Annotated in this window: 21 protein-coding genes and 5 pseudogenes; 7 read left to right on the plus strand and 19 right to left on the minus strand. The window is 38.4% G+C overall.

What is annotated here, in order from left to right:
• Positions 1 to 5 precede the first annotated feature (5 nt).
• On the plus strand, positions 6 to 725 hold the full coding sequence (locus NYZ99_RS06900) for a carboxylesterase family protein (protein ID WP_260574560.1): 720 nt from the start codon (positions 6 to 8) through the stop codon (positions 723 to 725).
• Between the two features lie 22 nt (positions 726 to 747).
• Complete coding sequence (locus NYZ99_RS06905) at positions 748 to 2,247, plus strand: sulfatase family protein (RefSeq protein ID WP_260574562.1); 1,500 nt, start codon at positions 748 to 750, stop codon at positions 2,245 to 2,247.
• Between the two features lie 27 nt (positions 2,248 to 2,274).
• Here NYZ99_RS06905 and NYZ99_RS06910 read toward each other — a convergent pair whose 3' ends face one another.
• The 18 genes and pseudogenes from NYZ99_RS06910 to tsaD all read right to left on the minus strand — a co-directional run bounded on the left by NYZ99_RS06910 (position 2,275) and on the right by tsaD (position 17,693).
• Entirely contained in the window at positions 2,275 to 2,616 is a 342-nt protein-coding gene (locus tag NYZ99_RS06910) for an FG-GAP-like repeat-containing protein (RefSeq protein WP_260574564.1), read from the minus strand.
• Entirely contained in the window at positions 2,591 to 3,580 is a 990-nt protein-coding gene (locus NYZ99_RS06915) for an FG-GAP repeat domain-containing protein (RefSeq protein ID WP_260574566.1), read from the minus strand. The genes NYZ99_RS06910 and NYZ99_RS06915 overlap by 26 nt, the downstream gene beginning before the upstream one ends.
• A gap of 334 nt (positions 3,581 to 3,914) precedes the next feature.
• On the minus strand, positions 3,915 to 4,415 hold the full coding sequence (locus tag NYZ99_RS06920; protein WP_260574568.1) for a hypothetical protein: 501 nt from the start codon (positions 4,413 to 4,415) through the stop codon (positions 3,915 to 3,917).
• Positions 4,412 to 7,231: a VCBS repeat-containing protein gene (locus NYZ99_RS06925; protein ID WP_260574569.1), complete on the minus strand. Its 2,820-nt coding sequence runs from the start codon at positions 7,229 to 7,231 to the stop codon at positions 4,412 to 4,414. The genes NYZ99_RS06920 and NYZ99_RS06925 overlap by 4 nt, the downstream gene beginning before the upstream one ends.
• A 223-nt stretch (positions 7,232 to 7,454) precedes the next feature.
• A complete protein-coding gene (locus NYZ99_RS06930) occupies positions 7,455 to 9,197 on the minus strand; it encodes a RagB/SusD family nutrient uptake outer membrane protein (protein WP_260574570.1) in 1,743 nt (580 codons plus the stop codon).
• Between the two features lie 58 nt (positions 9,198 to 9,255).
• On the minus strand, positions 9,256 to 9,477 hold the full coding sequence (locus NYZ99_RS06935) for a hypothetical protein (protein ID WP_260574571.1): 222 nt from the start codon (positions 9,475 to 9,477) through the stop codon (positions 9,256 to 9,258).
• A 53-nt stretch (positions 9,478 to 9,530) separates the two neighbouring features.
• Entirely contained in the window at positions 9,531 to 9,740 is a 210-nt protein-coding gene (locus tag NYZ99_RS06940; protein WP_260574572.1) for a hypothetical protein, read from the minus strand.
• A 306-nt stretch (positions 9,741 to 10,046) separates the two neighbouring features.
• The gene (locus NYZ99_RS06945; RefSeq protein ID WP_260574573.1) at positions 10,047 to 10,778 is read right to left on the minus strand and encodes a TonB-dependent receptor; all 732 of its coding nucleotides are present in this window, start codon (positions 10,776 to 10,778) and stop codon (positions 10,047 to 10,049) included.
• A 75-nt stretch (positions 10,779 to 10,853) separates the two neighbouring features.
• A complete protein-coding gene (locus NYZ99_RS06950; protein WP_260574574.1) occupies positions 10,854 to 11,378 on the minus strand; it encodes a hypothetical protein in 525 nt (174 codons plus the stop codon).
• A gap of 110 nt (positions 11,379 to 11,488) precedes the next feature.
• A complete protein-coding gene (locus tag NYZ99_RS06955) occupies positions 11,489 to 12,268 on the minus strand; it encodes a TonB-dependent receptor plug domain-containing protein (protein WP_260574575.1) in 780 nt (259 codons plus the stop codon).
• Positions 12,229 to 12,564 carry a carboxypeptidase-like regulatory domain-containing protein gene (locus NYZ99_RS06960; RefSeq protein WP_260574576.1) on the minus strand — a complete coding sequence of 112 codons (336 nt, stop codon included), beginning with the start codon at positions 12,562 to 12,564 and terminating at the stop codon, positions 12,229 to 12,231. Before NYZ99_RS06960 ends, NYZ99_RS06955 begins: the two co-directional genes overlap by 40 nt.
• Before the next feature lie 382 nt (positions 12,565 to 12,946).
• Positions 12,947 to 13,272, minus strand: a pseudogene (locus tag NYZ99_RS23185) (THUMP-like domain-containing protein).
• A 46-nt stretch (positions 13,273 to 13,318) separates the two neighbouring features.
• Positions 13,319 to 14,134 (minus strand): protein-L-isoaspartate O-methyltransferase family protein, encoded by an 816-nt coding sequence (locus NYZ99_RS06965; RefSeq protein WP_338039368.1) that lies wholly within the window; start codon positions 14,132 to 14,134, stop codon positions 13,319 to 13,321.
• Between the two features lie 6 nt (positions 14,135 to 14,140).
• The gene (locus tag NYZ99_RS06970; protein WP_260574578.1) at positions 14,141 to 15,241 is read right to left on the minus strand and encodes an AI-2E family transporter; all 1,101 of its coding nucleotides are present in this window, start codon (positions 15,239 to 15,241) and stop codon (positions 14,141 to 14,143) included.
• A 2-nt stretch (positions 15,242 to 15,243) separates the two neighbouring features.
• Positions 15,244 to 15,892: pseudogene (locus NYZ99_RS06975) on the minus strand (DUF4159 domain-containing protein).
• Positions 15,893 to 15,955: 63 nt separating this feature from the next.
• Positions 15,956 to 16,153 carry an RsmE family RNA methyltransferase gene (locus tag NYZ99_RS21530; RefSeq protein ID WP_338039369.1) on the minus strand — a complete coding sequence of 66 codons (198 nt, stop codon included), beginning with the start codon at positions 16,151 to 16,153 and terminating at the stop codon, positions 15,956 to 15,958.
• Positions 16,122 to 16,664: an RsmE family RNA methyltransferase gene (locus NYZ99_RS06980; protein ID WP_338039370.1), complete on the minus strand. Its 543-nt coding sequence runs from the start codon at positions 16,662 to 16,664 to the stop codon at positions 16,122 to 16,124. Before NYZ99_RS06980 ends, NYZ99_RS21530 begins: the two co-directional genes overlap by 32 nt.
• Before the next feature lie 2 nt (positions 16,665 to 16,666).
• Positions 16,667 to 17,693: pseudogene (gene tsaD, locus NYZ99_RS06985) on the minus strand (tRNA (adenosine(37)-N6)-threonylcarbamoyltransferase complex transferase subunit TsaD).
• An 84-nt stretch (positions 17,694 to 17,777) separates the two neighbouring features.
• On the opposite strand from tsaD, the gene NYZ99_RS21535 reads away from it, so the two are divergent.
• The 5 genes and pseudogenes from NYZ99_RS21535 to NYZ99_RS07005 all read left to right on the plus strand — a co-directional run bounded on the left by NYZ99_RS21535 (position 17,778) and on the right by NYZ99_RS07005 (position 25,333).
• On the plus strand, positions 17,778 to 19,544 hold the full coding sequence (locus tag NYZ99_RS21535; RefSeq protein WP_338039371.1) for an AsmA family protein: 1,767 nt from the start codon (positions 17,778 to 17,780) through the stop codon (positions 19,542 to 19,544).
• A 291-nt stretch (positions 19,545 to 19,835) separates the two neighbouring features.
• The gene (locus NYZ99_RS21540) at positions 19,836 to 22,211 is read left to right on the plus strand and encodes a translocation/assembly module TamB domain-containing protein (RefSeq protein WP_338039372.1); all 2,376 of its coding nucleotides are present in this window, start codon (positions 19,836 to 19,838) and stop codon (positions 22,209 to 22,211) included.
• 229 nt (positions 22,212 to 22,440) lie between these two features.
• Positions 22,441 to 23,370 (plus strand): annotated as a pseudogene (locus NYZ99_RS06995) (ATP-dependent 6-phosphofructokinase).
• Between the two features lie 26 nt (positions 23,371 to 23,396).
• A pseudogene (gene gap, locus NYZ99_RS07000) lies at positions 23,397 to 24,399 on the plus strand (type I glyceraldehyde-3-phosphate dehydrogenase).
• An 82-nt stretch (positions 24,400 to 24,481) separates the two neighbouring features.
• Entirely contained in the window at positions 24,482 to 25,333 is an 852-nt protein-coding gene (locus NYZ99_RS07005) for an N-acetylglucosamine kinase (RefSeq protein ID WP_260574579.1), read from the plus strand.
• 1 nt (position 25,334) lies between these two features.
• On the opposite strand, the gene NYZ99_RS07010 is transcribed toward NYZ99_RS07005, so the two are convergent.
• Positions 25,335 to 25,718: a RidA family protein gene (locus NYZ99_RS07010; protein WP_260574580.1), complete on the minus strand. Its 384-nt coding sequence runs from the start codon at positions 25,716 to 25,718 to the stop codon at positions 25,335 to 25,337.

A 25,718-nucleotide genomic window follows, 5' to 3' on the forward strand; every position in this document is an offset into this window, starting at 1 on the left:
TCACATTGCTTAAAAAGGTAAGCCCTATACTACTTCTATTTCTTTGTAATTGTTGTGCCTCACAACCTAGTTTTACTTTAACGGATAATGAGTTGGAGACCTCCGTCACCGAGACCCTTAAGTATTACTTATATTACCCACCTGAATACGAGTTAAACCCGGAAAAGAATTTTCCAATACTGTTGTTTTTACATGGTGGGGGAGAAGTAGAGGAAGATTTGAACCCTAATGAAAGAATACCCCCTCCAAGCCTTATTTTACAGGGTAAAAAGTTTCCGTTCCTAATTTTGGCCCCGCAAAATTCATATTCGAAAAGTTGGTGGAATACTAGGGCGATTAAGCAACTTCTGGACACCGTTGTGGCCGAAAATAGAATTGACAAGAAGAAAATTTACTTATCAGGGATTAGCCGCGGCGGAGGTGCTGCCTGGGAAATGGCTGTTCAATACCCGGAGACTTTTGCCGCTATGGCAGTCGTTTGCGGTATGACCCCGTTACCCTATGCTTCTTGGATCAATAAAAAAATGGCTATATGGGTATTTCATGGTGAAGATGATGAAGTTATCCCTGTGGAGGAATCAGAATCCATGGTAAAAAAATTAGAAGAGTTTGGATACGATGTCCGTTTCACAAAATATGAAAATGTGGGCCATGATTCATGGTCTAAAGCGTATGCTACAGAAGAACTTTATGACTGGTTTTTAGAACAAAGTCTTACGAACTAGTATTTTAACGAATCCCATTTATTTGAAAGAAATTATGAAGACTACCACCATTTTGAGAACAGTAGTCCTATGCTTAATTTTTATCAGCAAAGGCTACCCCGTTAATGAAAGATCAGAGTCAATCAAAAAGAAGCCTAGGAACGTAATCTTCATTCTCACCGATGACCACAGATATGATTATATGGGGTTTACAGGTAAGGTTCCTTGGCTTGAGACTCCAAATATGGATAGACTCGCTAGTGAAGGGGCCTATCTTCCAAATGCTTTCGTAACAACATCCCTTTGTTCACCGAGTAGGGCTTCCATATTGACAGGAATGTATTCCCATAGTCATACTATTGTAGATAATCAGGCTCCTGATCCAGGCAATCTCACCTATTTTCCTGAGTATTTAGAAAAGGCAGGTTATCAGACAAGCTTTTTTGGTAAATGGCATATGGGCGATCATGGTGATAGTCCACAACCCGGGTTTACACATTGGGAAAGTTTTCCGGGTCAGGGCGTTTACTATAACCCGACCTTAAACATTAATGGTAATAGGATTACTTATAAGGATTCCACTTATATTACAGATCTGCTTACCAATCATGCTGTAGAGTGGTTGGAAAAAAGGGATAGAAAAAAGCCGTTTTTTATGTATTTGTCCCACAAGGCGGTGCATGCCGGTTTTCAACCTGCCATAAGACATAAAGGAAAATATAAAGGAAAACAAATTGACCTTCCTTCAACCTTTGAACAAACAAAAACAGGTGCCTATAGAGACCTTAAATGGCCTCAATGGGTTGCTGACCAACGTATAAGTTGGCATGGTGTTGATTATATGTACCATGAGAACAGGAATATTCATGAAATGATAGTAGATTATTGCGAAACCCTTTTGGGAGTCGATGAAAGTATTGGTACGGTTATGAACTACCTTGAAAAGGAAGGTTTAGATGAATCGACACTTGTAATTTATATGGGAGATAATGGTTTTAGTTGGGGTGAGCATGGTTTGATAGATAAACGGCATTTTTATGAAGAGTCGGTCAAAGTGCCTCTATTGGTTCGTTGTCCGGAATTGTTTCAAGGTGGAATTCGTCCTAAACAAATGGTGCAGAATATAGATATAGGGCCCACAGTTTTGGCAGAAGCGGGAATAGAGCAACCACTGCATATGCCTGGCACCTCGTTTATTCCAATATTAACCGGTCAAACAGATGAAAACATTAGAAAAGAAGTGTTTTATGAATACTACTGGGAATATGATTTTCCTATGACGCCTACTGTTTTTGGGATGCGAACTGATAAATACAAATACATCAAATACCATGGAATTTGGGATCGCAATGAACTGTATGATTTGGAAAATGACCCCGACGAAATCTACAATCTTATTGCTGACCCTGATAAACAAGAGTTGGCTAAATCAATGTCAGCTGCCATTTATGATTGGTTAAAAGAAACCAACGGGATGCAGATTCCGCTCAAGCGGACCGTAAAGTATAGGTTTGGTGATTTTAAGCACAAAAATGAACATTAAACAAAATCCGAGAAATTTTTCAATAGATCAAGGTATAAGGTTGTTCTCCGTAATCAATAAATCAACATCGGAATTTCGCCAAGCTTCATTAAGATGCTTCGGAACGGTAGTAAAAGAATAACTAAATGAACTCAGGACAATATCAACGTCACCATCTTGGTCAACATCACCAGTGTCCATAAGCATCCATCTTCCTAAATTACTAGAATCCATTCGATAAGGCTCAAATAGGAACTGATCTGGGTTTTTATTTTCTAAGTATACAAAGGAATAGGTGGGTGATTGGTTGTAATTTGGAAAAGTGGATAGAATTCCAAAATCCAAATCTCCGTCTTGATCAAAATCATTGGAAACAAGTCTCGGTCGCACCGTTCATTGGATAAAAGAATTTTTCTTCAAAATTATTATTGCCGTCATTGATATGGATTCTAAGACCATGGTATGGTTTATGGACGTAACTTTTATCGGCATTGTCTCCATGTACGGTAACAAAATCCTCATACCCGTCATTATTGAAATCCATGATTTCGAACCAACTGGAACCATAAAGCGGACTAAATTTTATTGGAGTCTCCATTCTGAATTTTAGATTATCCTCCTGATAGAAAATGGTGATACCTTCTCGCCCTTGAGACGTAAGAACTACCAAATCATCCATTCCATCCTTGTTCATGTCTTTTGCCAGTGTCCTAATGCTACCTGGCTGGTTTAATAGAGTTGTATTTTTAAAAATAAAATCACCTTTATGACTTAGAAGGGAGAGCTTTCCTGTTAAATCACCAAATTCACAGACAACAACTTCGTCATGGCCATCTTTGTCAAAATCAAATACCAAGGTATGTACAGGTCTATGTAATTGTATTCCAGCTCTATTTAATTTTCGTTTGCTCGGCTCAATAACGTGAACGCTACCACTTGGAAGCTCTGATGGATTAAGGTACCCTACATAGGTAAAATATTTTAAAGTATCTTTTTTGGAATAGGAGGTTACAGCATTTTCGGTTCTTTCTGTTTTGGTAACTTGCTTTGTTATGGGGTCATAATGTATTAGTTTACCATTTAGATTTCCCGTAATTATTTTTTTTTGCAAACTGTCATATTCCAAAAATGTGATGAGCGCACCTTTTGTACTATCCAAAATTATTGGGGCTAACTTAAATTGTGATACTTCTTTGCCAGGGGCAATTACATTTTGGTTATTAAGGGAATCTTTGGCCATTTTAAGAATATATTCCTTCACTAAATTCCAATCCTTAATATCGATCATAGGTTTTTCTCGGATAAATCCCGGATTCGACAATGGCAAATTTTTCCATTCGAGTGACCTTTTCATATGGATCGTAGGTTGAGTCTCTAATACCCATTCGAGCACCCATATCAGGGAGTACACCTTGTTCCCATATATGCTTTGGTAAATTCTCTATAGCTGGAAGTAAATGACAGCTGGAACAATAAGATTCATACAATGCAACAGCCTTTTTTTTCCCTTGATCCACACGAGCATATGGCTATTAAAAATAGGATATAAACCGTGCGTTTCAGATCTGCATGTTTTGTCATATTAATAAAAGGAGATTTCTTCCAATAGTATATATATACCACAGCAGATTTCAAAAATTTATTTTAAATGTATTGTATTAAGGATAATAGGCTCCACATAAATGGGACTATTCATTTTTTAAAAATACCTTTAGAGGCCCCCTATTTTGCGAAACTACGATAAAAGGATTATTTCCTGTTGCATTTTTAACTATGGTAATATCCTTGGTATCACCTTGTGTAATAAAACCACTTTTCTGAATATCAACAATTGTAAAATTACCCTTACCGTCTCCTTCGAGCAAAAATCCATTAGAAGCATCGTATTTGCCTATAAACACCTCATTCCCATAGTCATTTCCTACCAATAACACATCATCATGACCGTCATCGTTGTAATCGGTAATGGCAATACTGTTTATAGGAGCCATCTGAGCCTCCCATGGCAACTCTTTTAAGTTGAATTTTCCATTTCCTAAATTCTCCAAATAAACGCTCCTATCATAATTTCCAGTAAATGTATTCGCACCTTCCAATTCCTTTTTGTTGAATAGAGTATTTATATCCGCTTTTGCATAGCCTTTATAGGTAGTGTATTTAGATCGGAACAAAGGGCTCTGTCCATTCAAATCTCCCCAAAAATTGACGGGAAAGGCCCTATACTCGGATTATCAAAACTATATTTCAAATAGGTGAACATTACGGGGTCGATAGTACCATTGTTATCGAAGTCCTTGGAAATTAATTTTGTAGGCCTATCTCGGGAAGGTTGATAAAAATTATTCGCTCCTAAATTCCCAACGATAAAATCCAAATCACCATCCTTATCAAAGTCATGCGCTTTTATGCTTTCCCAAAAGCCATATAAACTGTCAATTCCTGTATTTTCAAATTTGGTCAGATTCTCCCCGTCATTCTTAAAAACTGTAATCGGCATAAACTCGCCTATAACAATAAGGTCATCTCTCCCATCGGCATCTACGTCGGCCCACGCAGCATCGGTAACCATACCAATTTCACTTAAGCCAGGAGCATTTGAATCTGAAATATCGATTAGTTTACCGTTGTCATTTTTTAAAAGAAAACTTTTTTCCGGAATAGGGTATTTTGCGAAAGGTGTTCTTCCACCCACAAAAAGGTCCACATATCCATCACCATCAAAATCCTTCGCTTTTACGACAGAACCACTTTTCCTTATTTCCGGTAGTTTATCCGGAGCATGGCTAAAATTACCTTTTCCATCATTCAAAAGTAACCTATCTAGATAATAGCTATCATCCGGTGTAAATTCATTACTTCCTGAAACAAAATAAATGTCCAAATCACCATCATTATCAAGGTCAAAAAGTGTAATTCCTTCTTCCTCATATTTTTTATCCTCCTCTTCTGTAAAGAGTTCCTTTTTTGCAAATTTTCCGTTAGTATCCTGTAAGAATAGAGCAGGGGAGTATCTAGCAGAACTTCCTATGATAAAATCTTCTATACCATCGCCGTTTAAATCTCCGGAGGCTAAACATGATCCATTTTGAGTAAGCTTGTGCGGCAGTATTCTTTGAATATTAAAATCTACCACATCCAGCTCCTTATGCTCGTAATCTATATCTTGATCCCCTGAAACTTCTACGTAAACCTTTTTTTCCGATTTTGGTTTGAACGGGAATTCCGGACTATCCGAATCAATAGGCGAGGCATCTTCTTGATTTAAAACCAGTGTTTGGTTCGACTTTACGTTGTCAAATTTTTGAAATGTACCATTGGGCCAAAGGACTTCAACAGCACTTATCTCAGTTTTGTCTCCCAGTCCAAAATGGACAATACCATCTAAGGAGGACATATAGCCCCTATAAAAGTAATTTTCGTAATATTGAAAAGTACCGTCTTCAAACCGAATGACGACTTTAGCACCTACGCCATACGTATTCGAATTTTTAAGGTTAATCTTTAGATAATTATCATTCGTTTTTAAGTTGTTTCTAAAAACAAAAGCTGGGTCGTTAATGTTGTTTACTACATAGTCCAAATCGCCATCATCGTCCAAATCCGCAAAAGCGGCGCCATTGGAGAAAGATGGAATATTCAAGCCCCATTCTTCTCCTTTGTCCTCAAATTTACCTGTCCCATTATTTTCATATACGTAGTTAGGAATTTTAATAGTGGGTATTGAGTCCAACAATTTCTCCGGCCCTAGGTATCTGCTGACGTTGAATTTAAAATCACCAAAGTCCAAATCCGTTATATCCCTAGGGAACCCGTTGGTAATCAACAAATCCCTATATCCATCATTATCCATGTCAGCAAATAGTGGCGACCAACTCCAATCCGTTTTTGAAATTCCGGACATAAGACCTACCTCGCTAAAGGGAACCCCATTACCATTACCTTTTTGGAGCATATTTCGGGTATATTGATATTCATAATCGTACCTATCATTAAGAATATAGTTGGTGTACTTGTTGCCTGCGATAGTTGTTTTTAGCCTCTGGTTGGTTTCTCCGAGCATGTCCAAGGTTATTATATCCAAATAACCATCATTGTTGAAATCGGAGATATCATTTCCCATGGAAAATTTACTTTGGTGCTTTACCAAATCCGATATTTTGTTCGAAAAGGTTCCATCTTGATTGTTAATGTAAAGGATGTCATTGGTAAGATAATCGTTGCTAACGTAAATGTCCGGCCAATTATCATAATTGATATCTGCAATGGCCAAACCCAGCCCATAACCTTCTATGGTTATTCCAGCTTTTAGCGTGACATCTGTAAATGTACCGTCTCCATTGTTGTGATAAAGTCTATCATTGCTCAATGCAGAACCATCGGTTATCTTTTTTCTATAGTTAGATGGTAGCACATGTATATCTACATTGTTAAGTACGTATAAATCCAATAGGCCATCTTTGTCATAATCAAAGAAAGTGGCACCCATACTATTTCCTGTGTCCGCAATACCATACTCCTTAGCCATCTCTTTGAAAGTTGGAATCCCTTCTTTGTTTACACCCTGGTTAACAAAAAGCATATTTGTTTTTTCGGCTTCTGATTCAAGCATGGCAGCACACACGTAAATGTCCAGTAAATTATCCTTGTTGATATCTACAAGTGTAATACCTGTACTCCACTTATCACTAGCCTCAACATTGGCTTGTTTGGAAATATCCAAAAACTTAAAGTTCCCTTCGTTCAAGTAAAGCTTATTTGAAACTTGGTTTCCTGAAAAAAATATGTCCGGTTTGTCATCATTGTTAAAATCACCGATAGCAACACCGCCTCCGTTAAAAATATATTCACTTGTTAAAATATTGAAGCTATCCGTTTCAACAATTTTATTGTTGAAATCGATTCCGGAACTATCGGGAGAAATAAGCGTAAAGAGCTTCTCTTTTTCCTTTTGACATGAAATAGCTGTAAGACCAATAATGAGTAAAAGGCAAATATATTTTTTCATGAGAAAACGGGATGATTTTTTGGTAATGAACAAAATATGACTCTATAAGATCGAAAAGTAGTTAGTTGTTTGTTTTGCAAATTTAATTAAAAGGTAATGCTTTATGAAGGGAAGACCTTAAAAGGGTTGTTGTTTAAACTTTTGTTAAACAATTTTTGAATTTTATTTATAAAAAAAGGGACGTATTTAATACGCCCCTTTTTCTAAAAGTTTGATACAGTTATTAGTATCCTGGATTCTGTGTTAAAATATCAGCTCCAGTTTGATCAATTTGAGCCTGTGGAATAGGCATGTATTCATTTTTACCAGCAGTAAAGCTAGCTCCACCAAACTTAGTAACCAATAAAGTTGATTCGTAGTCAAGGTAATCATTAAGTACATCTGCAGCAACTCCCCATCTTACAAGGTCGAAGAAACGATGTCCCTCTTCTGCTAACTCTAATTTTCTTTCAAATCTAACAGCCTGTCTAGCAAAATCAGCATTCGGGAATGAAGTATACTCTGATATTACATAGTTTGCAGCATTTTCATCAGAATCATACTCTTTTACCCAATGTTCAGAATTTGCCGCTCTAGCTCTCACCATGTTCACATACTCCAATGCCTTATCCAAGGAACCTGCTTCTATCTCAGCCTCTGCAGCCATCAAAAGAACATCTGCAAAACGGATAATAGTATAGTTCATTGTGGCATAACCACGGATCCAAGAACTACCATCGGTAAAACTATTTTCTTGGCTTCTATAGTAGATGTATTTTTTTGGAGAATAAGGACCTGCATAAGGCTGGCTTCTAATCCAAGCTTTACCAGGGTGCTCTATCCAATCCAAATAAGGAATACCTCTTCTACCTATTACATGGTCAATTCTTGGATCTAAAGGACCTGCATCTTCAGTAAATGGCTCGTCAGCTTCAATACCATAGTCATTAGCCAATGCATTTGCAGGGTCGTTGTAAGAACCATCCAATAGTGGCAATCCTTCAGCAGTAGTTCTGTAGGAGTTGGCCATTTCAAAACTTGGCTGGAAGAATCCACAGCAGTTACCTGGACCATCGGAGCCAGTGTTGTACGGATAGTTCAAATCATCGAACCAGTTGGCGTTTTGAGTGCTACCAGTATTGTTAGCAGACTCTACGTCCATTACTGACTCTGCATGGTTGTCATTCTCTGCATTAAAAATCTGTGCATAATCATCAAGTAAAGCATAAGCCTGACCATCTGAGGTTGTACCGTTCGCGATTACATCATCGAACCATGATTTTGCCTCACCGAATTTTGATTGGAACAATTTCGCTTTGCCCATGTAGGCCGCTGCGGCCCATTTGTTAACCCTACCAGGACCATTGGTTCCCGGTAAATTGTCATATGCAAATTGGAAATCAGACTCAATAATGGCCCATGCGTCCCCATTATTTGGTAAAAGGGCAATGTCCGCAGATTCTACCGTTTCATCAAAAACAACAATATTGTTAAAGTGTTTTTTAAGGTCAAAATAGAAATGACCTCTTAATAAACGCGCTTCACCGGCAAGACGAGCAGCATTTGCGGCATTTAACTCAGTAGAGTTGGCAATGGCGTTCAACACCTTATTGGCTCTGTTAATACCTTCATAACGAGCTCTCCAAAGGTTGTTGAAATCATTGTTAGGGTCAACTGGACTGGCCTCGTACCTTTGAATAGGGTTTAGGGAACCATAATCCCCAGCATCCGTTCCTTTGTTGGCTTCACCTCCTAGTACAGAACCAGTGGCCCAGTGGTTAGGACCCTCGAATCGGTTACCAAATACACCATTAAGTGCACTGTAGGTTCCGATTAACAAGCCATCAATACCAGCAGCCGTACTAACCTGGGCATCCGCCAAGGAATCCGTAGGAGCCACTTGTAAAAATTCATCACTACAAGACATGGTGGCCACAAGCATGGCACCTAGCAAAAGTGATGGAGTTTTAAATTTAAATGTTTTCATAGTTTACTTTTTTACTAAAGTTACTAATTATTTGTATAATGTTTTGAATTTGAAAATGTTAAATCCCTATTTCAAGGGTTATAGCATAACTTGGTGTTACAGGGAAGTTCCCTACGTCAACACCAAAGTTGGTATCAGGATCTGCAACCTGTGGATCTAAACCACTGTATTTGGTAATGGTCCAAATGTTGTTTGCATTAAGGCCTACACTGAATTTGCTAAGTCCCATTTTTTCCACCAAATCGCTGTCAAAATTATATCCAAGTCTCAACTGAACCAATCTCAAGTAGCTACCGTCCTCTACATACCAAGAGTTGGCTGCAGCACTCGTACTTAAGTTGGAGGCGCTTTCCCAGTTGGGGCAGCGGCATTATTGCCAAGTTCCGGTGTCCAAGAATCGAAGGCTACAGCACCTTTAGCAGATCCTTCAAAAGTACCAAAGAAATGGGTAAACCATCTAGATTGGTTAAAAATCTCATTTCCATAAGATCCGTACCAGTATGTCCGGAATTCCAAATTCTTGTAACGTAATAAAATATCCAAACCACCTGTATAATCTGGTACAGCGTTACCAATAACTGTTCTGTCATCCGGGGTAATGGCACCATCACCATCAATATCGGCATATTTAAAACGGCCAACAGCAGCGTCTCGGTTGTGTTGGAGAGTTGTCCACTTCCGCTTGTGAATTAAAGTACCCTATCATTTCATATCCAAAGAAGGTAGAGATTGGCTGCCCAACAGAGTTTCTAATAGGAGCAATACCACGGTAGGCGATGTTGTCTCCAAAGAATTCAATACCTGGGGCAAGAGCCGTAATCTCGTTCTTAAGGAAGGAGTTGGTGCTACTTACTTGGAATGTAAGGTCTTCTGTAATATTTCCTCTTCCAATAATCTGAAATCAACTCCACTGTTGCTCATTCCACCAATGTTTACCGATGGAGCAGCAGCATAGTTACCGGTAGTACCTGGTAACGGTACCTGGTATAAAAGGTCTTTAGTGTCCTTTTTCCACCAGTCAAAAATAAATTCCAATTTATCGTTCCAAAAAGCAAGGTCAAAACCTATGTTGGTAGTTTCAGAAGTTTCCCATTGTGCATTAGTGTTACCAATCCTGCTGGCGGCAAAACCTTCATTGGCACCACTATTTTGACCGTCTATCGGATACCAAGTATTTCCTCTGTCAGAAGCGAATAAGGAGAATTGGTTGTTAGGTGATACGTTGGAATCACTACCCATTTGTCCCCAACCGGCTCTAAACTGTAAATTGGAGATAAAATTTTGATTCTGCATGAAAGGTTCTGAACTTACGTTCCAACCAACAGAGGCTGCAGGGAAAGTACCATATCCGGTATTTTCTCCAAAACGTGAAGAACCATCCCTCCTGATGACACCGGTTAAAATGTATTTCTCGTCAAAGCTATAATTCAAACTTCCAAAATAGGAGAAATAGTTGGATCCCTTAAATTGGTTGCTGTTCACTACAGGACTTTGAACCACACTTAAACTTTGAAAATCCAAATCCGTAGAGAAAGGATTGATACCAGAACCGTTTATGTTTCTTCCCCTACCGTCGTTCAAGGCTTCAATACCTCCAAGTAGATTTAATTTATGTTTTCCGAATAGCTTTTCATAACTAGCTGTATTGGTAAAGGTCTATGCGAAACCATAACCACTACCTTCAGAGAAGAAGTTACTAGCTTCAGGTTCTGAGTCGCCTAAATATCTAAAGTTATAATCTACATAATGGTAGTTATTGTAGGATCCACCCAAGCTTGTTCTTAAAGTAAGACCTTCAATTGGCTTAAGTAATAAATAAATGTTACCAAAACCACCTATGTTATAATTTTTGTCATCGCCATTGTTCAATTTTAACCTACGAACTGGGTTTCTTGGGTTATTAAAACCGGCGGCTCTTGTACTGGCAAAACTGCCAAATTCATCATAAACAGGAATAATGGTAGGCATTCTAAATGCTGAAAGTACTTCAGATTCATCATCGGCAACCTCAACACCACCAGCACCACCAAATACTCCAACTGCAGATCTATAGGTTACCTGGAAGTTTTCACCTATGCTCAACCAAGGAGTAACATCCCATTCTGAATTGAAACGGGCGGCATATCTAGAAAATTCTTGGGACAATACAATACCGTCCTGATTTTGGGCAGAAACACCCATGTAAAATCTACCATTCTCATTACCACCATCAAAGCCTAAGGAAACCCTACTTTGAGGTGCTATCCTAGTAATCTCCTTATACCAATTAGTTCCCTGTAAATTTGGACGAATTAGGAAAGTTGCTTCGGATTTGCTTCATAAGCAGCCCTTACTGCTGCCAAATCCACCTCCGAGGCGCTAACACCATTGGCTCCATTGGCATGCAAATAATCAGGGATTACAGGGGTAGCATTGGTACCATATTGTGGATGCGTGTACTGAACCGCTGTGCCATTAACCGCTGCGTTATTCTCATAAGCAATATGGGTATAACGAGCCATGTCTATAGGGTTTAGCATATCCGGAGCTCCGGCTACGTTTGGATCAACGACACCGCTATTAACGTTTAATGTCATTGTAGTCTTTCTTTTGGCCCTAGAACCTTGTTTTGTAGTATAAACGATTACCCCGTTTGCAGCTCTTGCACCATAAATAGAGGCAGCCGCCGCATCCTTAAGTACCGTAGCCGTCTGTACATCATCAGGATTAACAAAATCCACGTTTCTAGTGGGTACTCCATCCACTACGTACAAAGGCGCGTTGTTTCCAAATGAGTTGAAACCACGTACCCTAATGCGGCTAGTAGTACCAGGCTGACCATTGGTAAGTACGGTTACACCGGCAACCCTACCTTGTAACTGTTGCTCAATGTTACCTGAGGGTACCGCAGCAAGGTCTTCCGCCTTTACAACGGAAACAGCCGCAGTTGTTTCCCTTTTTGCCAATACCTGATAACCTGTTACCACTACTTCGTCCAATGCAGCAGCATCTTCCAAAAGGGTGACGTTAACAGTTGAGCGACCTCCAACAGCTACTTCCTGTCTTTGAAAACCAATGTAGCTGAATACCAAAGTTGCCCCGATTCAACGTTTAGGGTAAAGTTTCCGTCAAAATCAGTTTGAGTACCATTGGTAGTACCTTTTTCCACTACGTTAGCACCAGGCAGCGGTGTACCGGTTTCATCCGTTACCGTACCTGTAACAGTGGACTGTAAAGTTTCATCCAACACAATCTTGTAGTTGGTAGTTGTTGCATTTGCAGAAGCCAGTTGAACTCCTAAACAAATGACCATCGATAAAATCCCGGATGTAAAAAAGGAAATACCTCTCTTAGACTTTACCGATTTGAAATCATGCTTTTGATTCATAATCCTTGTTGTTTGTTAGTTTAAATTAATCTCCTTGAACTGGTTTTTAAAGGGTTTCCGTGAGTAAAAGAAACTGTTAAAAAAACCAAATTCGGCGTAATGATAACAAAATATTATGACTTATAAATAATGGATAATTCAATATTTTTAAAAATCAAGTGTTAAAAATTCACTTAAAATATTGAGCAAATCCCATAATTGACCGTTATTGTTGAGTTTGGAGGCAATTATAGGTGTTTAAAATTATCAAATCGATAATTAGCTAAATTTAACATTATTGTCTCGTGGTGTGTCAATAATCGACTCTTTTTGCAAATTTCAAACGTTGTAGTCCTTGTTTGATTTTAGACTGAACCCCTATATTTTTGTAGGATTTTTCGTTTTAAAGTTGGGCTGTTTTAATGGCAGAAATGATGATCAAATCATTGTGATGATTCTTGGTGAAAAACAGGAAATTATGCCCTCCTTCCTTTAGTTTCGTTTTCTTGCGAATTTCAATCACGGATTCGGAAAATTTCTGGTCGTGATATTGGCTTTTTTCATTCCCAACTGCTTTATGTTTTTTTTAGAATAGGGAATTGTCCTGTCTATTTTAAAAACTCTACCTGGGAATGGCACCAGTTCGTTTGAAGTGTATAAGTGGGAGTGTTCTTGTAGTTTTATTAGTCCATGACTTTTTCCAACCAAATTGAAGGCTCCTGACTTCATAATGGCCGCATTGGGTTCATATAAAAAGGAAAGTGGCTCGGAATATTCAACCAGTGTTTCTTTCTCTTGACTTACATGAAATTGAAAAATTTGATTTTCGCCCTTTTCTATATTGATCGTTTTTATGAGGGGTTCTTTCAAATATCCCTTTTTTAGTTCCCGAGAGAATTTCCTTTACCTCGTTGTCAACACTTAGGACATGAACTGTAGATACATTTTGCAACCGCTGTATCCCTAAGGAGATATCCAATAATGGCCCCGTTTTAATTAGGATATTATCAGCTTTGGAAAAGAAAAGTTCGAGCCATTGTGTTACATCGGGTTCGCAGTCTTTTAGAAAGTATACCTTTTTATTGTCTTTGTCCCTTCTAGAAGGATCAAGATATATCCAATCAATTTTACCATGATAAGTTTTCAGGTATTCAATACCATCCTCAGCTACACAAATAACATTATTTAAACCAAGCTGCTTAAAATTATGTTCGGCTATTTTGGATAAACCCTCGTTTGCTTCAATATGGAATACCTGTTTGACCTTTTTAGAAAAGCAATAGGTGTCAATTCCAAATCCACCGGTTAGATCCAACAAAGTATTACCGGAAACCAAGTTGGCCTTATAATGCCCGGTAACTTCGGAGGAGGTTTGAGAAATATTCAGCTTATTAGCGTAATAAATACTATTAGTGGCAAACCAAGTAGGTAATTTTTTCCGGGCTTTTCTTTTGGACTCTATTTGTTCAACAATTTCCTTATTGTCAACGTTAGTAAATTCCTTTTTGCCCAAAAGGATGGCATGAACGTCCGTATTCAAATTATGGTTGATAAAATCCTGTACCTTCCTATGTAGTAGGTTTTCGTTCAAAAGGTGTTAAAGGTTTTCCGTAAGGGATTTTACTATTTTATTTTCGGCCAAAAATTCTTTTAGAATAACTTTAATAGCAGTATAACCAGGAACGGCTACTATCATACCCACGACCCCAAACAAGAGCCCCGCAATTATAATTACCAAAAATATTTCCAGTGGATGTGATTTTACACTATTGGAAAAAATAAAAGGTTGTGAGAAAAAATTATCCACCAATTGGCCGATGGCCAAACCAATAAGCACGTAACCCGTTTTTGGAAGAATTACTTCGCTAAAATCCGCTCCTAGATTACTGGTCATGGTTAGGGTTATCATAAGGGCCCCGCCAATCAAGGGACCTATATAAGGTATAATGTTGAACAAGGCGCACAAGAAGGCAATGACAATAGCATTTTCAATCCCTACTATTAAAAGCACTATGGTGTAGATAATAAATAGGATAAAAATCTGAAGTAAGAGGCCAACAAAGTACCTTGAAAGTAAGTTGTTGATTTTATCTATCGAGTTGATCGTACCTTTTTCCTTTGTCTGCGGAACAAATATTAGCAGACCATTTTGAAAGAGCTTGCTATCCTTTAAAAAGAAGAAGGAAATGAAAAGTACTGAAAATAGGCCAATGCTTGCCGAACTCAAAATACTCAACAAGGAATTCAGGAAATCGGGCACAAATCCTATATCCAAACCTTGGATGATGTTTTTTTCAATTTCTGTATCCTGTATTACGTCTTCTACTACATGTGAGGAAAGACCAAAATATTGGGTGGTTTTATGGTAAAGTGTATTTATGCTTTCCTGTAGTTCATCAATATTGAGCAAGGAAAGATTTTTACTCTGCTCTGTAATCAATGGTATAAAAAGGGCAAAAATACCTGCTAAAATACCTACCATTAAAATCATTGTTAGAATGACTGCCAAGGTGTTAGGAAAGTTCAACTTCCTCCTTAAAAAAAGTACGATGGGCCGGCCAATCAACGCAATCACCGCGGCTACAGCCAAATACGCCAATACAGACCGAATCAAGTAAAAGAAATATAATATGAGAATAATTCCAGCTATTATTCCGAGTGCCCTTAAAATTCCGTTGGCTATGGTCTTAGAGGTCATTGCTAATTTTTAAATACATAAGATATGATGTTAGCGCCCATTTGTAGCGCATTAGTCCTTATTTCTTCCGAATCATTATGTACGGCGGAATCTTCCCAACCATCACCTAGGTCCGACTCAAGGGTTAAAAGTAAAATTAGTCGATTGTTTTCAAATATCCCGAATGCCTGTGGTCTATTGCCATCATGCTCATGAATTTTGGGTAGACCTTGAGGAAATTTGTACTCCTGTGAAAAAATGGGATGGTCTATACCAATTTCCTCCAAATTGTTATTGGGGAACAATTCCTCTATTTGTCCCATTACATATTCTTTCATGCCATAATTGTCGTCAATGTGCAGAAAGCCTCCGAGATAAAAGATAGTTCCTTAGATTTTCTTTTTCTTCAGAGGAAAACACCACATTTCCATGACCGGTCATATGTAGAAAAGGGTACTGGAAAATAGAATTGCTTCCTACTTCCACAGTTTCCGGTTTTGTGGTGAGTTTCGTTCCAATATTAGAATTGCAAAAATTGATTAAGTTGGGGAGTGCCGTTGGGTTTGCATACCAATCTCCCCCTCCCTGATACTTTAAAATGGCTATTTCCTGGGCACTAGTAGATGCAATAGTAACCACAAAAACCAGTAGGATGACTAATAACTTTTTCATTGTTATAAACTTGTCATCCAAAAATAAGCAATAACTAGCTATGAAAAATAGGCCGAATTATATTTAGCCATTATTGATAATGGCCACGGTGGTACAAGCTACTATGGCTGCAGTTTCTGTCCTTAGTCGATTTCTCCCCATGGAAACAGGAAGATAACCTTTCTCTTTAGCTAATTTGATTTCACGAATTGAAAAGTCTCCTTCAGGACTGATCAAAATGGTAATGGGTTTATCTCGGAATAACGCGTCTTTTAAGTTCAAATCTCTCGGAATCATCGCAGTGTGCGATAAACAACCCGCCTTCCCTTGGTGCCTCAATAATTTCATTGAAATTGGTTAAGTCGTTCAATTTAGGTAAATAGGCCTGCATAGACTGTTTCATGGCGGATAGTAAAACCTTATTATAGCGATTCAATTTTATTGTTTTACGTTCCGAATGTTCGCAAACAACAGGTGTTATTTCATTGACTCCTATCTCCGTTGCCTTCTCCAAAAACCACTCGAACCTGTCATTCAGTTTAGTGGGAGCTACAATCATATGTAACCAGTAATTTTTTGGGTGAACCTTTTTTACCCCTGTAATTTCTACAGCGCATTTTTTTGGATTACTATCGGTAATTTTGGCACTTAGCATAAGACCTTTTCCGTTACTAATCAACACCTCGTCATTCACTTTCTTTCTTAGAACACGCACCATATGTTTGCTTTCTTCCGTATCAAATGAAAAATGGGAAGAGGTCTCATCCAAGTTGGGATTATAGAATAGTTGCATGTTTAAGAAGTTAAGTTGTATCGAGCTTTGGCAGAAGTATCTTGGTCGCAAACAGACCGGATTTGTATTTATAATAACCTACAATTCCGATCATCCCAGCATTGTCCGTGCAAAATTCAAAATTAGGGATATAGGTATTCCAACCTAGATCCTCTTCGGCATCATTTAGTGCTTTTCTTATACTGGAGTTTGCAGAGACTCCTCCACCAATAGCAATGTTTTTTATGCCTGTTTTTTTAACGGCCTTTTTAAGTTTTACCATTAAAATATTGACAATGGTATATTGTATGGATGCACAAATGTCCTCCAAATTTTCATCTATGAAATTTGGATTTTTGGAGGTTTGCTTCTGTATAAAATAAAGGATGCTCGTTTTAAGTCCGCTAAAACTAAAATTCAAATCCTTTACTTTGGGTTTTGGGAATTCGAATGCTAGCGGATTTCCGGATGCCGCATATTTGTCTATTAACGGCCCTCCGGGATAGGGGAGGCCAAGGATTTTAGCGCTCTTATCAAACGCCTCGCCTACGGCATCGTCCAGGGTTTGTCCCAAGATTTCCATGTCAAAATAATCTTTCACCTTAACGATTTGAGTATGTCCTCCGCTAATGGTCAGGGCAATAAAGGGAAATTACGGGGTTTTCATGTTTTCGGCCCTTATAAAATGTGCCAAAATATGGGCCTGCATGTGATTTACTTCAATCAGGGGAATCTCCAAGGCAAGTGACAACGACTTGGCAAATGAAGTGCCCACCAACAGGGAACCAAGTAGACCAGGTCCTCTTGTAAAAGCTATGGCGGATAATTGTTTTTTATCGATATTTGCTCTAGCTAAAGCTTGGTTCGTAACAGGGACGATATTTTGTTGATGTGCACGCGAGGCAAGCTCGGCACGACCCCGCCGTATTCCTCGTGAATTTTTTGGGAAGCGACCACATTGCTGAGTATAGTGTCGTTTTTTAAGACTGCCACGGAAGTATCGTCGCAGGAGGATTCAATGGCGTGAATATAAATAGTTTCGTTTTCCAACAGGTTTGGAATAAAAATTGAAATACAAAGGTAAAACATAATAGCCCTATCAAAAAACTTAGAAAAATACTGGTTAGAACACTTTTGGTTCTTTTATTGACCTGTGTTTTAGGGACTATTGTACTCTCTTTGCCCATTGTTCAGACTACCTTGGCCAAGTATGCCACAGACTCAATAAATGAGGAATTCGGGACACATATCAATGTAGAAAGGTTAAGGGTCTCCCTCATATCTTGGGACACTTCATTAAAGGGCGTTTTTGTGGAGGACTACAAGCAGGACACGCTTTTTTATATCAATGAATTAAAAACTTCTATCGTTAGCATAGGTAATTTGGCCAAGGGGCGGTTGGAGTTTGGGGATATTGAAATTGACGAACTTCATTTTAAACTGAAAACCTATTACGGCGAGCAGGAAACGAATATCAACGTTTTTGTTGATAAGTTGGACGATGGCAAGCCCAGGGCACCTGGAACTCCACCTTTCTTTTTCTCATCTTCTTTTGTGGATATAGAAAATAGTAGGTTTCAATATATTGACGAGAATTTGGAAAATGAAGAGGCCCTACACTTTAAAAATCTAAAAATACAGGCAAACGATTTTCAAATCTTAGGTCCGGAAGTGACTGCAGATATTGATAAAATGTCCTTTTTTAGTAAAAGGGGCATACAAGTTGAAAATTTGAAAACCGACTTTAAATACACAAAGGAACAAATGCGTTTTGATTCCCTTCAAATAAAAACGCCACTTTCCGAGCTTGATGGAAATATCGTTTTCAACTACAATCGAGAGGATTTTCAGGATTTTTTGAACAAGGTAAACTTGGTGGCAGATTTTCAGGAATCTACAGTTTCATTTGATGAAATCAATCTAATTTATAACGAGTTCGGCCAGGGTAAAACAGCAACCCTTACTACCAATTTAAGTGGAGTTTTGAACGATCTCAATATTAATAATTTGTTTTTGGTTTCCGACAACACTGGTATAAGGGGGGATTTTAATTTTAAGCATCTTTTTAACAAACAAAAATCCTTTATACTGGATGCCAACATGCGTAATGTGACCAGTAGTTATTACCAGTTAAATGCACTTTTGCCAAATTTCATTGGGAATTCATTACCGTCCACCTTTAGTAAATTAGGACAATTCACTATTAGGGGAGAGGCCCTTGTAACCGATTCCTCCATAGATGCCAAGGTAAACCTCAACACTGCGGTTGGCGATAGCTATTCGGATATTGTACTGTCCAATTTCAACAATATTGATAATGCTACATATACGGGTTTCATTTCTCTAATTGATTTTGACCTTGGGAATTTTGTAAATAGTAAAAGCCTGGGAAAGACCAATCTTGACTTTAATGTGGAGGGTCAGGGGTTTGTAACCGAAAAGCTGAATACAGAGGTAATCGGTCAGATTTACTCTATAGAATTCAATAACTATAACTATCAGGATATCAAGGTTTCCGGTATTTTGAAAGAACAGCTGTTTGATGGTTCCCTGACGAGTAATGATGAAAATTTAAAGTTCAATTTTAAGGGTCTTGCAGATTTTGGCGAGGAAAGCAATAATTTCAACTTTAAGGCATCCGTTGATTATGCCGACTTAAGGAAGTTGAATTTTATCAATGATAGTGTTTCCATATTCAAAGGTGATGTTAGCATGAACATAAGGGGTAATACCTTGGATAACATCGTTGGAGATGTAAATTTTACCAAGACGAATTTTCAAAATAAAAACGACACCTATTACTTTGAGGATTTTACCATTACCTCCACTTTTGAAAGTGACTCTATTAGAGTTGTAGATATTAATTCTCCGAGATATCATTACCGGATTTATGAAAGGTAATTTTAGGGTGAGGGAGTTGGGTAAGTTGGTTCAGAATTCAATTGGTAGCATTTATACAAATTATCGTCCTTTTAAAATTTCAAGTGGACAAAACCTCACTTTTAATTTTAAGATTTACAATAAAATTGTCGATGTTTTCTTTCCGAAGTCCGGTTTGACCCCAACACTTTTATCCGAGGTAAAATTGTATCTGACGAAGGTGATTTTAAACTTAATTTTGAATCTCCCAGTATAGTTGCTTTTGGTAATGAAGCCGATAGTATCGTCGTAAATATTGATAATAAAAACCCTTTGTTCAATACCTATGTTTCGGTGGGAGACTTAAAGACCCCCTATTATAACGTAAAGGATTTTAATCTGATAAACACAACGTTAAAGGACACTTTGTTCTTTAGGTCAGAATTTAAAGGAGGTAGTGAATATAATGATAGTTACAACCTTAACTTTTATCACACTTTTAATGCTGAAAATAAATCAGTCATCGGTCTTAAGACGTCTGATGTAAGTTTTAAAGGCAATAAATGGATTTTGAACAAAGATGGGAATACCAAAAACAAAGTAATCTTAAATAGAGCTTTAGACAGTATTTCCATTGAGGAAATTGTAATGAACAACGATGAGCAGGAGCAAATTCGCTTACGTGGACAACTTGCGGACTCGACGTACAAGGACCTTCAGCTTCAATTTAAAATTGTATCCCTGAACAAAATTACACCGGTAATCGACAGTCTAAAGTTGCAAGGTGAAGTCAATGGAAATCTCAATATTCTACAAAAAGATGGTATCTATCTACCATCTTCAAATTTAAATATCGATGAATTTGCAATCAATGATATGGCAATGGGAGATTTGGCCATTAGTATTGTCGGAAATAGGGATTTAACGGAGTTTCAGGTCAATTCGCAATTATCCGAAAATGGCATAGAGAAATTTGGTGTCGTGGGTAAAATCGAAAACAAGGAAGAAATGCCCACGGCTAATTTGGTCGCGAACTTCAGTAAGTTTCCTTTAGAACCTTTCAACCCATTAGGGGAGGGGGTTATAGACCATATAAGGGGTGATTTAGAAGGTCGTGTCAATATTACAGGCCCTGTGGACAATCCTAATTTCAATGGGTTGGTCACCTTGGATAATGCTGGAATTGCCATTCCATATTTAAATGTAGACTACAGCTTTGCTCCAGCATCACGGGTGCGTTTGGAAAATCAAACATTTGATTTTGAAAACATTGCCCTTTCGGATGTTGCTATGGGGACTCGCGCAAATCTGGACGGTACCATTACACATAGTTATTTCGATAATTGGGTGCTTAATTTTAATGTGAACACCAATAATAATCGATTCTTGATATTAAATACCGAATTTAAGGAAGGTGACTTGTATTACGGTACGGGATATCTTAATGGTACTGGAAGAATTTATGGATCTACCACAGCATTGAATATTACTGTGGATGGGGAAACGGCCAGGGGAACTTCATTAAAAATACCCTTGAGCGATGTGGCGAGTGTTGGGGATTATTCATTTATCAACTTTTTGGAGAAGGATAATATAAAATCTATCGACGGGCAACGACAGTTGAAGGATTACCAAGGTTTGGAATTGGAATTCAATTTGGACGTTACACCTGAGGCCGAAGTGGAAATTGTCACTGACACTAGAACGGGAAGTTCCCTCAAAGGTACTGGGGAAGGAATCCTTTTGATTCAAATAAATACGAACGGTAAATTTGAAATGTATGGTGATTTCGTTGTGGTTACCGGGCAGTTCAGGTATAAATTCGGTGGTATTATTGATAAGACTTTTACAGTGGAGCCTGGGGGGCAAATAAACTGGGATCAAAAACCCTTGGAGGCACAATTGAATATGGAGGCGGTTTATTCACTTACGGCAAACCCTGCACCCTTATTGGAAAACCAAGGATATACCGGAAGAATTCCTACAGATGTAATTATTCGTTTAACAGGGGAGTTACAAAACCCCGATATTGAATTTGGGATCAATTTCCCCAGTACCAACTCCATTGTAAAGTCAGAACTAGAGTATGCTTTACAGGATCCCACGGTTGCTGAGAAAAATGCCATATTCCTTTTGGCCCAAGGAAACTTTGTTAATGATCAAAGTGGTATCAATCAGCAAGCCATTACGGGTAACTTGGTCCAGAGTGCCTCAGGTATCTTAAACTCAATTCTTGGTGGAGGAAATGATAAGTTGAATTTTGGTCTGTCCTATGAACAAGGCTATCAAAGTACCGAATTAGAAACGGACGATAGGATAGGCGTAACGGTCTCTACTCAAATTTCCGATAGGGTGTTGTTCAATGGAAAGGTTGGAGTGCCAGTAGGTGGCGCTAGTGAAACCCTTGTGGCTGGGGACTTTGAAATTCAGGTTTTATTGAACGAAGAAGGTAGTTTAAGCGCTAAATTTTTTAGTAGACAGAGTGAGATTCAGGCATTTCTTCCCGATCAACAAGGGTCTACCCAAGGAGCGGGTTTGTCCTATGAGGTTGATTTCGATAGTTTTAGGGAACTATTCAGGAAAATCCTTAAGAAAGACGAAAAACAAGATTCTACGGACATTAAGGTGATTCAACAGCAGGAACCGCCTATTTCAGTTATGGGAAGGGATAGTTTGTTAAACTTTTATGCAAAGCCAAAATCTTTCTAGATCACTTTTTCAATTTGATATTGCGATCTATTGTTAAGCAAACATAGGTTTATGTCATATTTTGGTTAAAATGTAACATCATTACTATTTTTAAGCATTTATGTTGAAATGGATTGGTAACACATTTCGTAATTGAAAGAAGTTTTACTAATTTCGTTGGCTTAATTTTTCGAATGTCTTCAAACATAAAAAAAATAGCAGTGCTTACTTCGGAGGCGATTCTCCTGGAATGAATGCAGCCATACGTTCGGTAGTTAGGACGTGTGCGTACATGAAGGTTGAATGTGTTGGAATCTATAGGGGCTATCAAGGTATGATAGAAGGTGATTTTAAACCTATGGATGCCGAAGTGTTAATAATATTATCAACAAAGGCGGAACAATTCTAAAATCCGCCGAGATGTACTGAATTTAGGACTCCGGAAGGTAGGAAACAGGCCTATGACCAATTAGTTGCTGCAGGTATCGATGCTTTTGTTGTTATCGGTGGTGATGGTAGTTTTACCGGGGCCATGGTTTTCAATAAAGAATTTAACTTCCCTATTATGGGGATACCAGGTACTATCGATAACGATATATTTGGAACGAGCTTTACCCTTGGTTACGATACCGCATTAAATACCGTGGTTGACTGTATAGATAAGATTAGGGATACCGCCAGTTCTCATAACCGACTATTCTTTGTGGAAGTTATGGGCCGTGATGTGGGACATATAGCTTTAAATGCGGGTGTTGGAGCAGGTGCCGAGGAGATTTTGATTCCCGAGGAAAATCTTGGTTTGGATCGTTTGTTGGAATCTTTGAAAAGAAGCAAGGAGTCCGGAAAATCCTCGAGTATCGTTATAGTGGCGGAAGGAGACAAAACAGGGAAGAATGTTTTTGAGCTTAAAGAATACGTTGAAACGCATTTACCTATTTATGATGTAAGGGTTTCCGTATTGGGGCACATGCAACGAGGCGGTGCGCCATCTTGTTACGATCGTGTATTGGCCAGTAGGATGGGTGTAAAGGCAGTGGAATCCTTATTGGAGGGAAAGACCAATCTTATGGTCGGAGTACAAGACAATAAAATAACCCTTACCCCAATAAATAAGGCAATCAAGGGACATACTAAAATAGACAAGGAACTTATCCGTGTCTCTGAAATAATGACAACTTAAATTATAATCGATAAAAACAATAGAAAATGTCAAATTTAAAAATAGGAATTAACGGTTTTGGTAGAATTGGTAGATTGGTGTTCAGAACTACCGTAAAAAGAGGCGATGTAGATGTTGTCGCTATTAATGATTTATTGGATGTTGAGCACTTGGCATATTTATTAAAATATGATTCCGTACATGGACGATTTGATGGTACTGTAGATGTAAAGGACGGGAACTTAATTGTAAATGGAAAGACCGTTAGAATTACAGCGGAAAGAGACCCAAAAAACTGTAAGTGGGATGAGGTTGGTGCCACTATTGTTGCCGAGTGTACCGGTATTTTTACTACCCTGGAAACGGCTCAATATCATATAGACGGTGGTGCAAAAAAGGTTGTAATTTCAGCTCCTTCGAAAGATGCTCCAATGTTCGTTATGGGTGTTAACCACAAAGAGGTAAAAGCTTCTGATACAATTGTTTCAAACGCATCATGTACCACTAACTGTCTTGCGCCAATGGCAAAGGTTTTAAATGATGCTTTTGGAATTGAAGAGGCATTGATGACCACTGTCCACGCTACAACGGCTACACAAATGACGGTTGATGGTCCTTCCGAGAAAAGATTGGAGAGGTGGTAGAAGCGCGATGTTGAATATCATTCCTGCTTCCACTGGAGCTGCCGTAGCAGTGACCAAGGTAATTCCTGAGTTAAAGGGTAAACTTACCGGTATGGCTTTTAGGGTTCCTACAGCGGATGTTTCCGTAGTGGATTTAACAGTAAGATTAGAAAAGGAAACTTCTTATGAAGAAATCAAAAAGGCTTTTAAAGATGCTTCTGAAGGGGAATTAAATGGAGTTTTGGGCTACACAGAAGAGGCCGTTGTTTCCCAAGACTTTATTGGTGAGACAAATACCAGTGTGTTTGATGCTGATGCAGGAATAGAATTAAATTCCAAATTCTTCAAGTTGGTTTCATGGTATGACAACGAATCTGGGTTCTCCAACAAAATGGTAGACTTGATGCAACACGTAAATAGCCTATAATAGGCAATTAGATTTCATAGGATAATCCTGTGAATAAGGTATTTTTTCCTTATTTTCAGGATTATTTTTTAAATATCAAGGCATGATTTTAATTGTTGATAGTGGGGCGACCAAATCTGATTGGATCGCATTGGATGATAATGGCGATCAGCTCTTTTTGACCCGGACCTTAGGTTTGAGTCCTGAAGTGTTGACAAAGGATGTTATCGAGGACAGGTTGGCGAATAACTTTGAGCTTTCCAAGAACAGGGAGGATGTAACCCATTTGTTTTTTTACGGAGCTGGGTGTGGTACAGATCGGATGAAGAATTTCCTAAAGGATATATTCAAGGACTTTTTTCCCAATGCCGTGGCCGATGTAAAGGAAGATACCTACGCAGCTATATTTGCCACCACCAAGGTTGGGCAACAGGGAATCGTGTGTATTTTGGGCACAGGTTCCAATTGTAGTTATTATGATGGAGAAAAACTGCATCAGAAAGTAACGTCCTTAGGTTACATTCCAATGGATGATGGTAGTGGAAACTTCTTTGGCCGTAAATTGATAAGGGATTATTACTTCAACAAAATACCCAAGGATTTAGCCGAAAAGTTTGCCAGCCAATATAATTTGGAGGCAGATGTGATAAAAGACAATTTATACAAGCAGCCAAATCCAAATACCTATCTAGCAACATTTGCCGGATTTTTAATAGAAAACAAAGAGCATCCGTATTCAAGAGGTGTTATTGATAAAGGCTTTCAGCAATTTATCAACAATTACATCATGCAGTTCGATTTAGCAACAAAGGTTCCAATCAATTTTGTTGGAAGTATAGCCTATTATCTGCGGGATGAACTAACCACAGTATTAAAACGAAACGATTTAATAGTAGGGGTGATTAGACAAAAGCCGATTGAAGGGTTGGTCGTCTTCCACCGTGAAAATATGTAGCTTAAAACTGGACGGCTATCATAGAGATTTCCACATTCACAAATTTTGGTAGATTGGCCACTTCAACAGTTTCCCTAGCAGGTGCTGTGTCTGAATCAAAATAGGAACCATACACTTCATTTACATGAGCGAATTGATTCATATCGCTCAAAAAAATAGAGGATTTAACTACATTTTCAAAGGTCATTCCAGCTTCAAGCAGAATGGCCTTTAAATTTTCCATGGACTGCTTTGTCTCCTTTTTGATATTTCCCAAAACCAATTCACCTGTTTCCGGATTCATAGGAATTTGGCCGGAAATATACAGGGTACTTCCAATGAATACCGCTTGATTGTAAGGGCCAATTGGTGCTGGGGCCTTCGAAGTGTTTATTATTTTTTTCAT

Source organism: Maribacter litopenaei (assembly GCF_025244665.1).
Taxonomy (GTDB): Bacteria; Bacteroidota; Bacteroidia; order Flavobacteriales; family Flavobacteriaceae; genus Maribacter; species Maribacter litopenaei.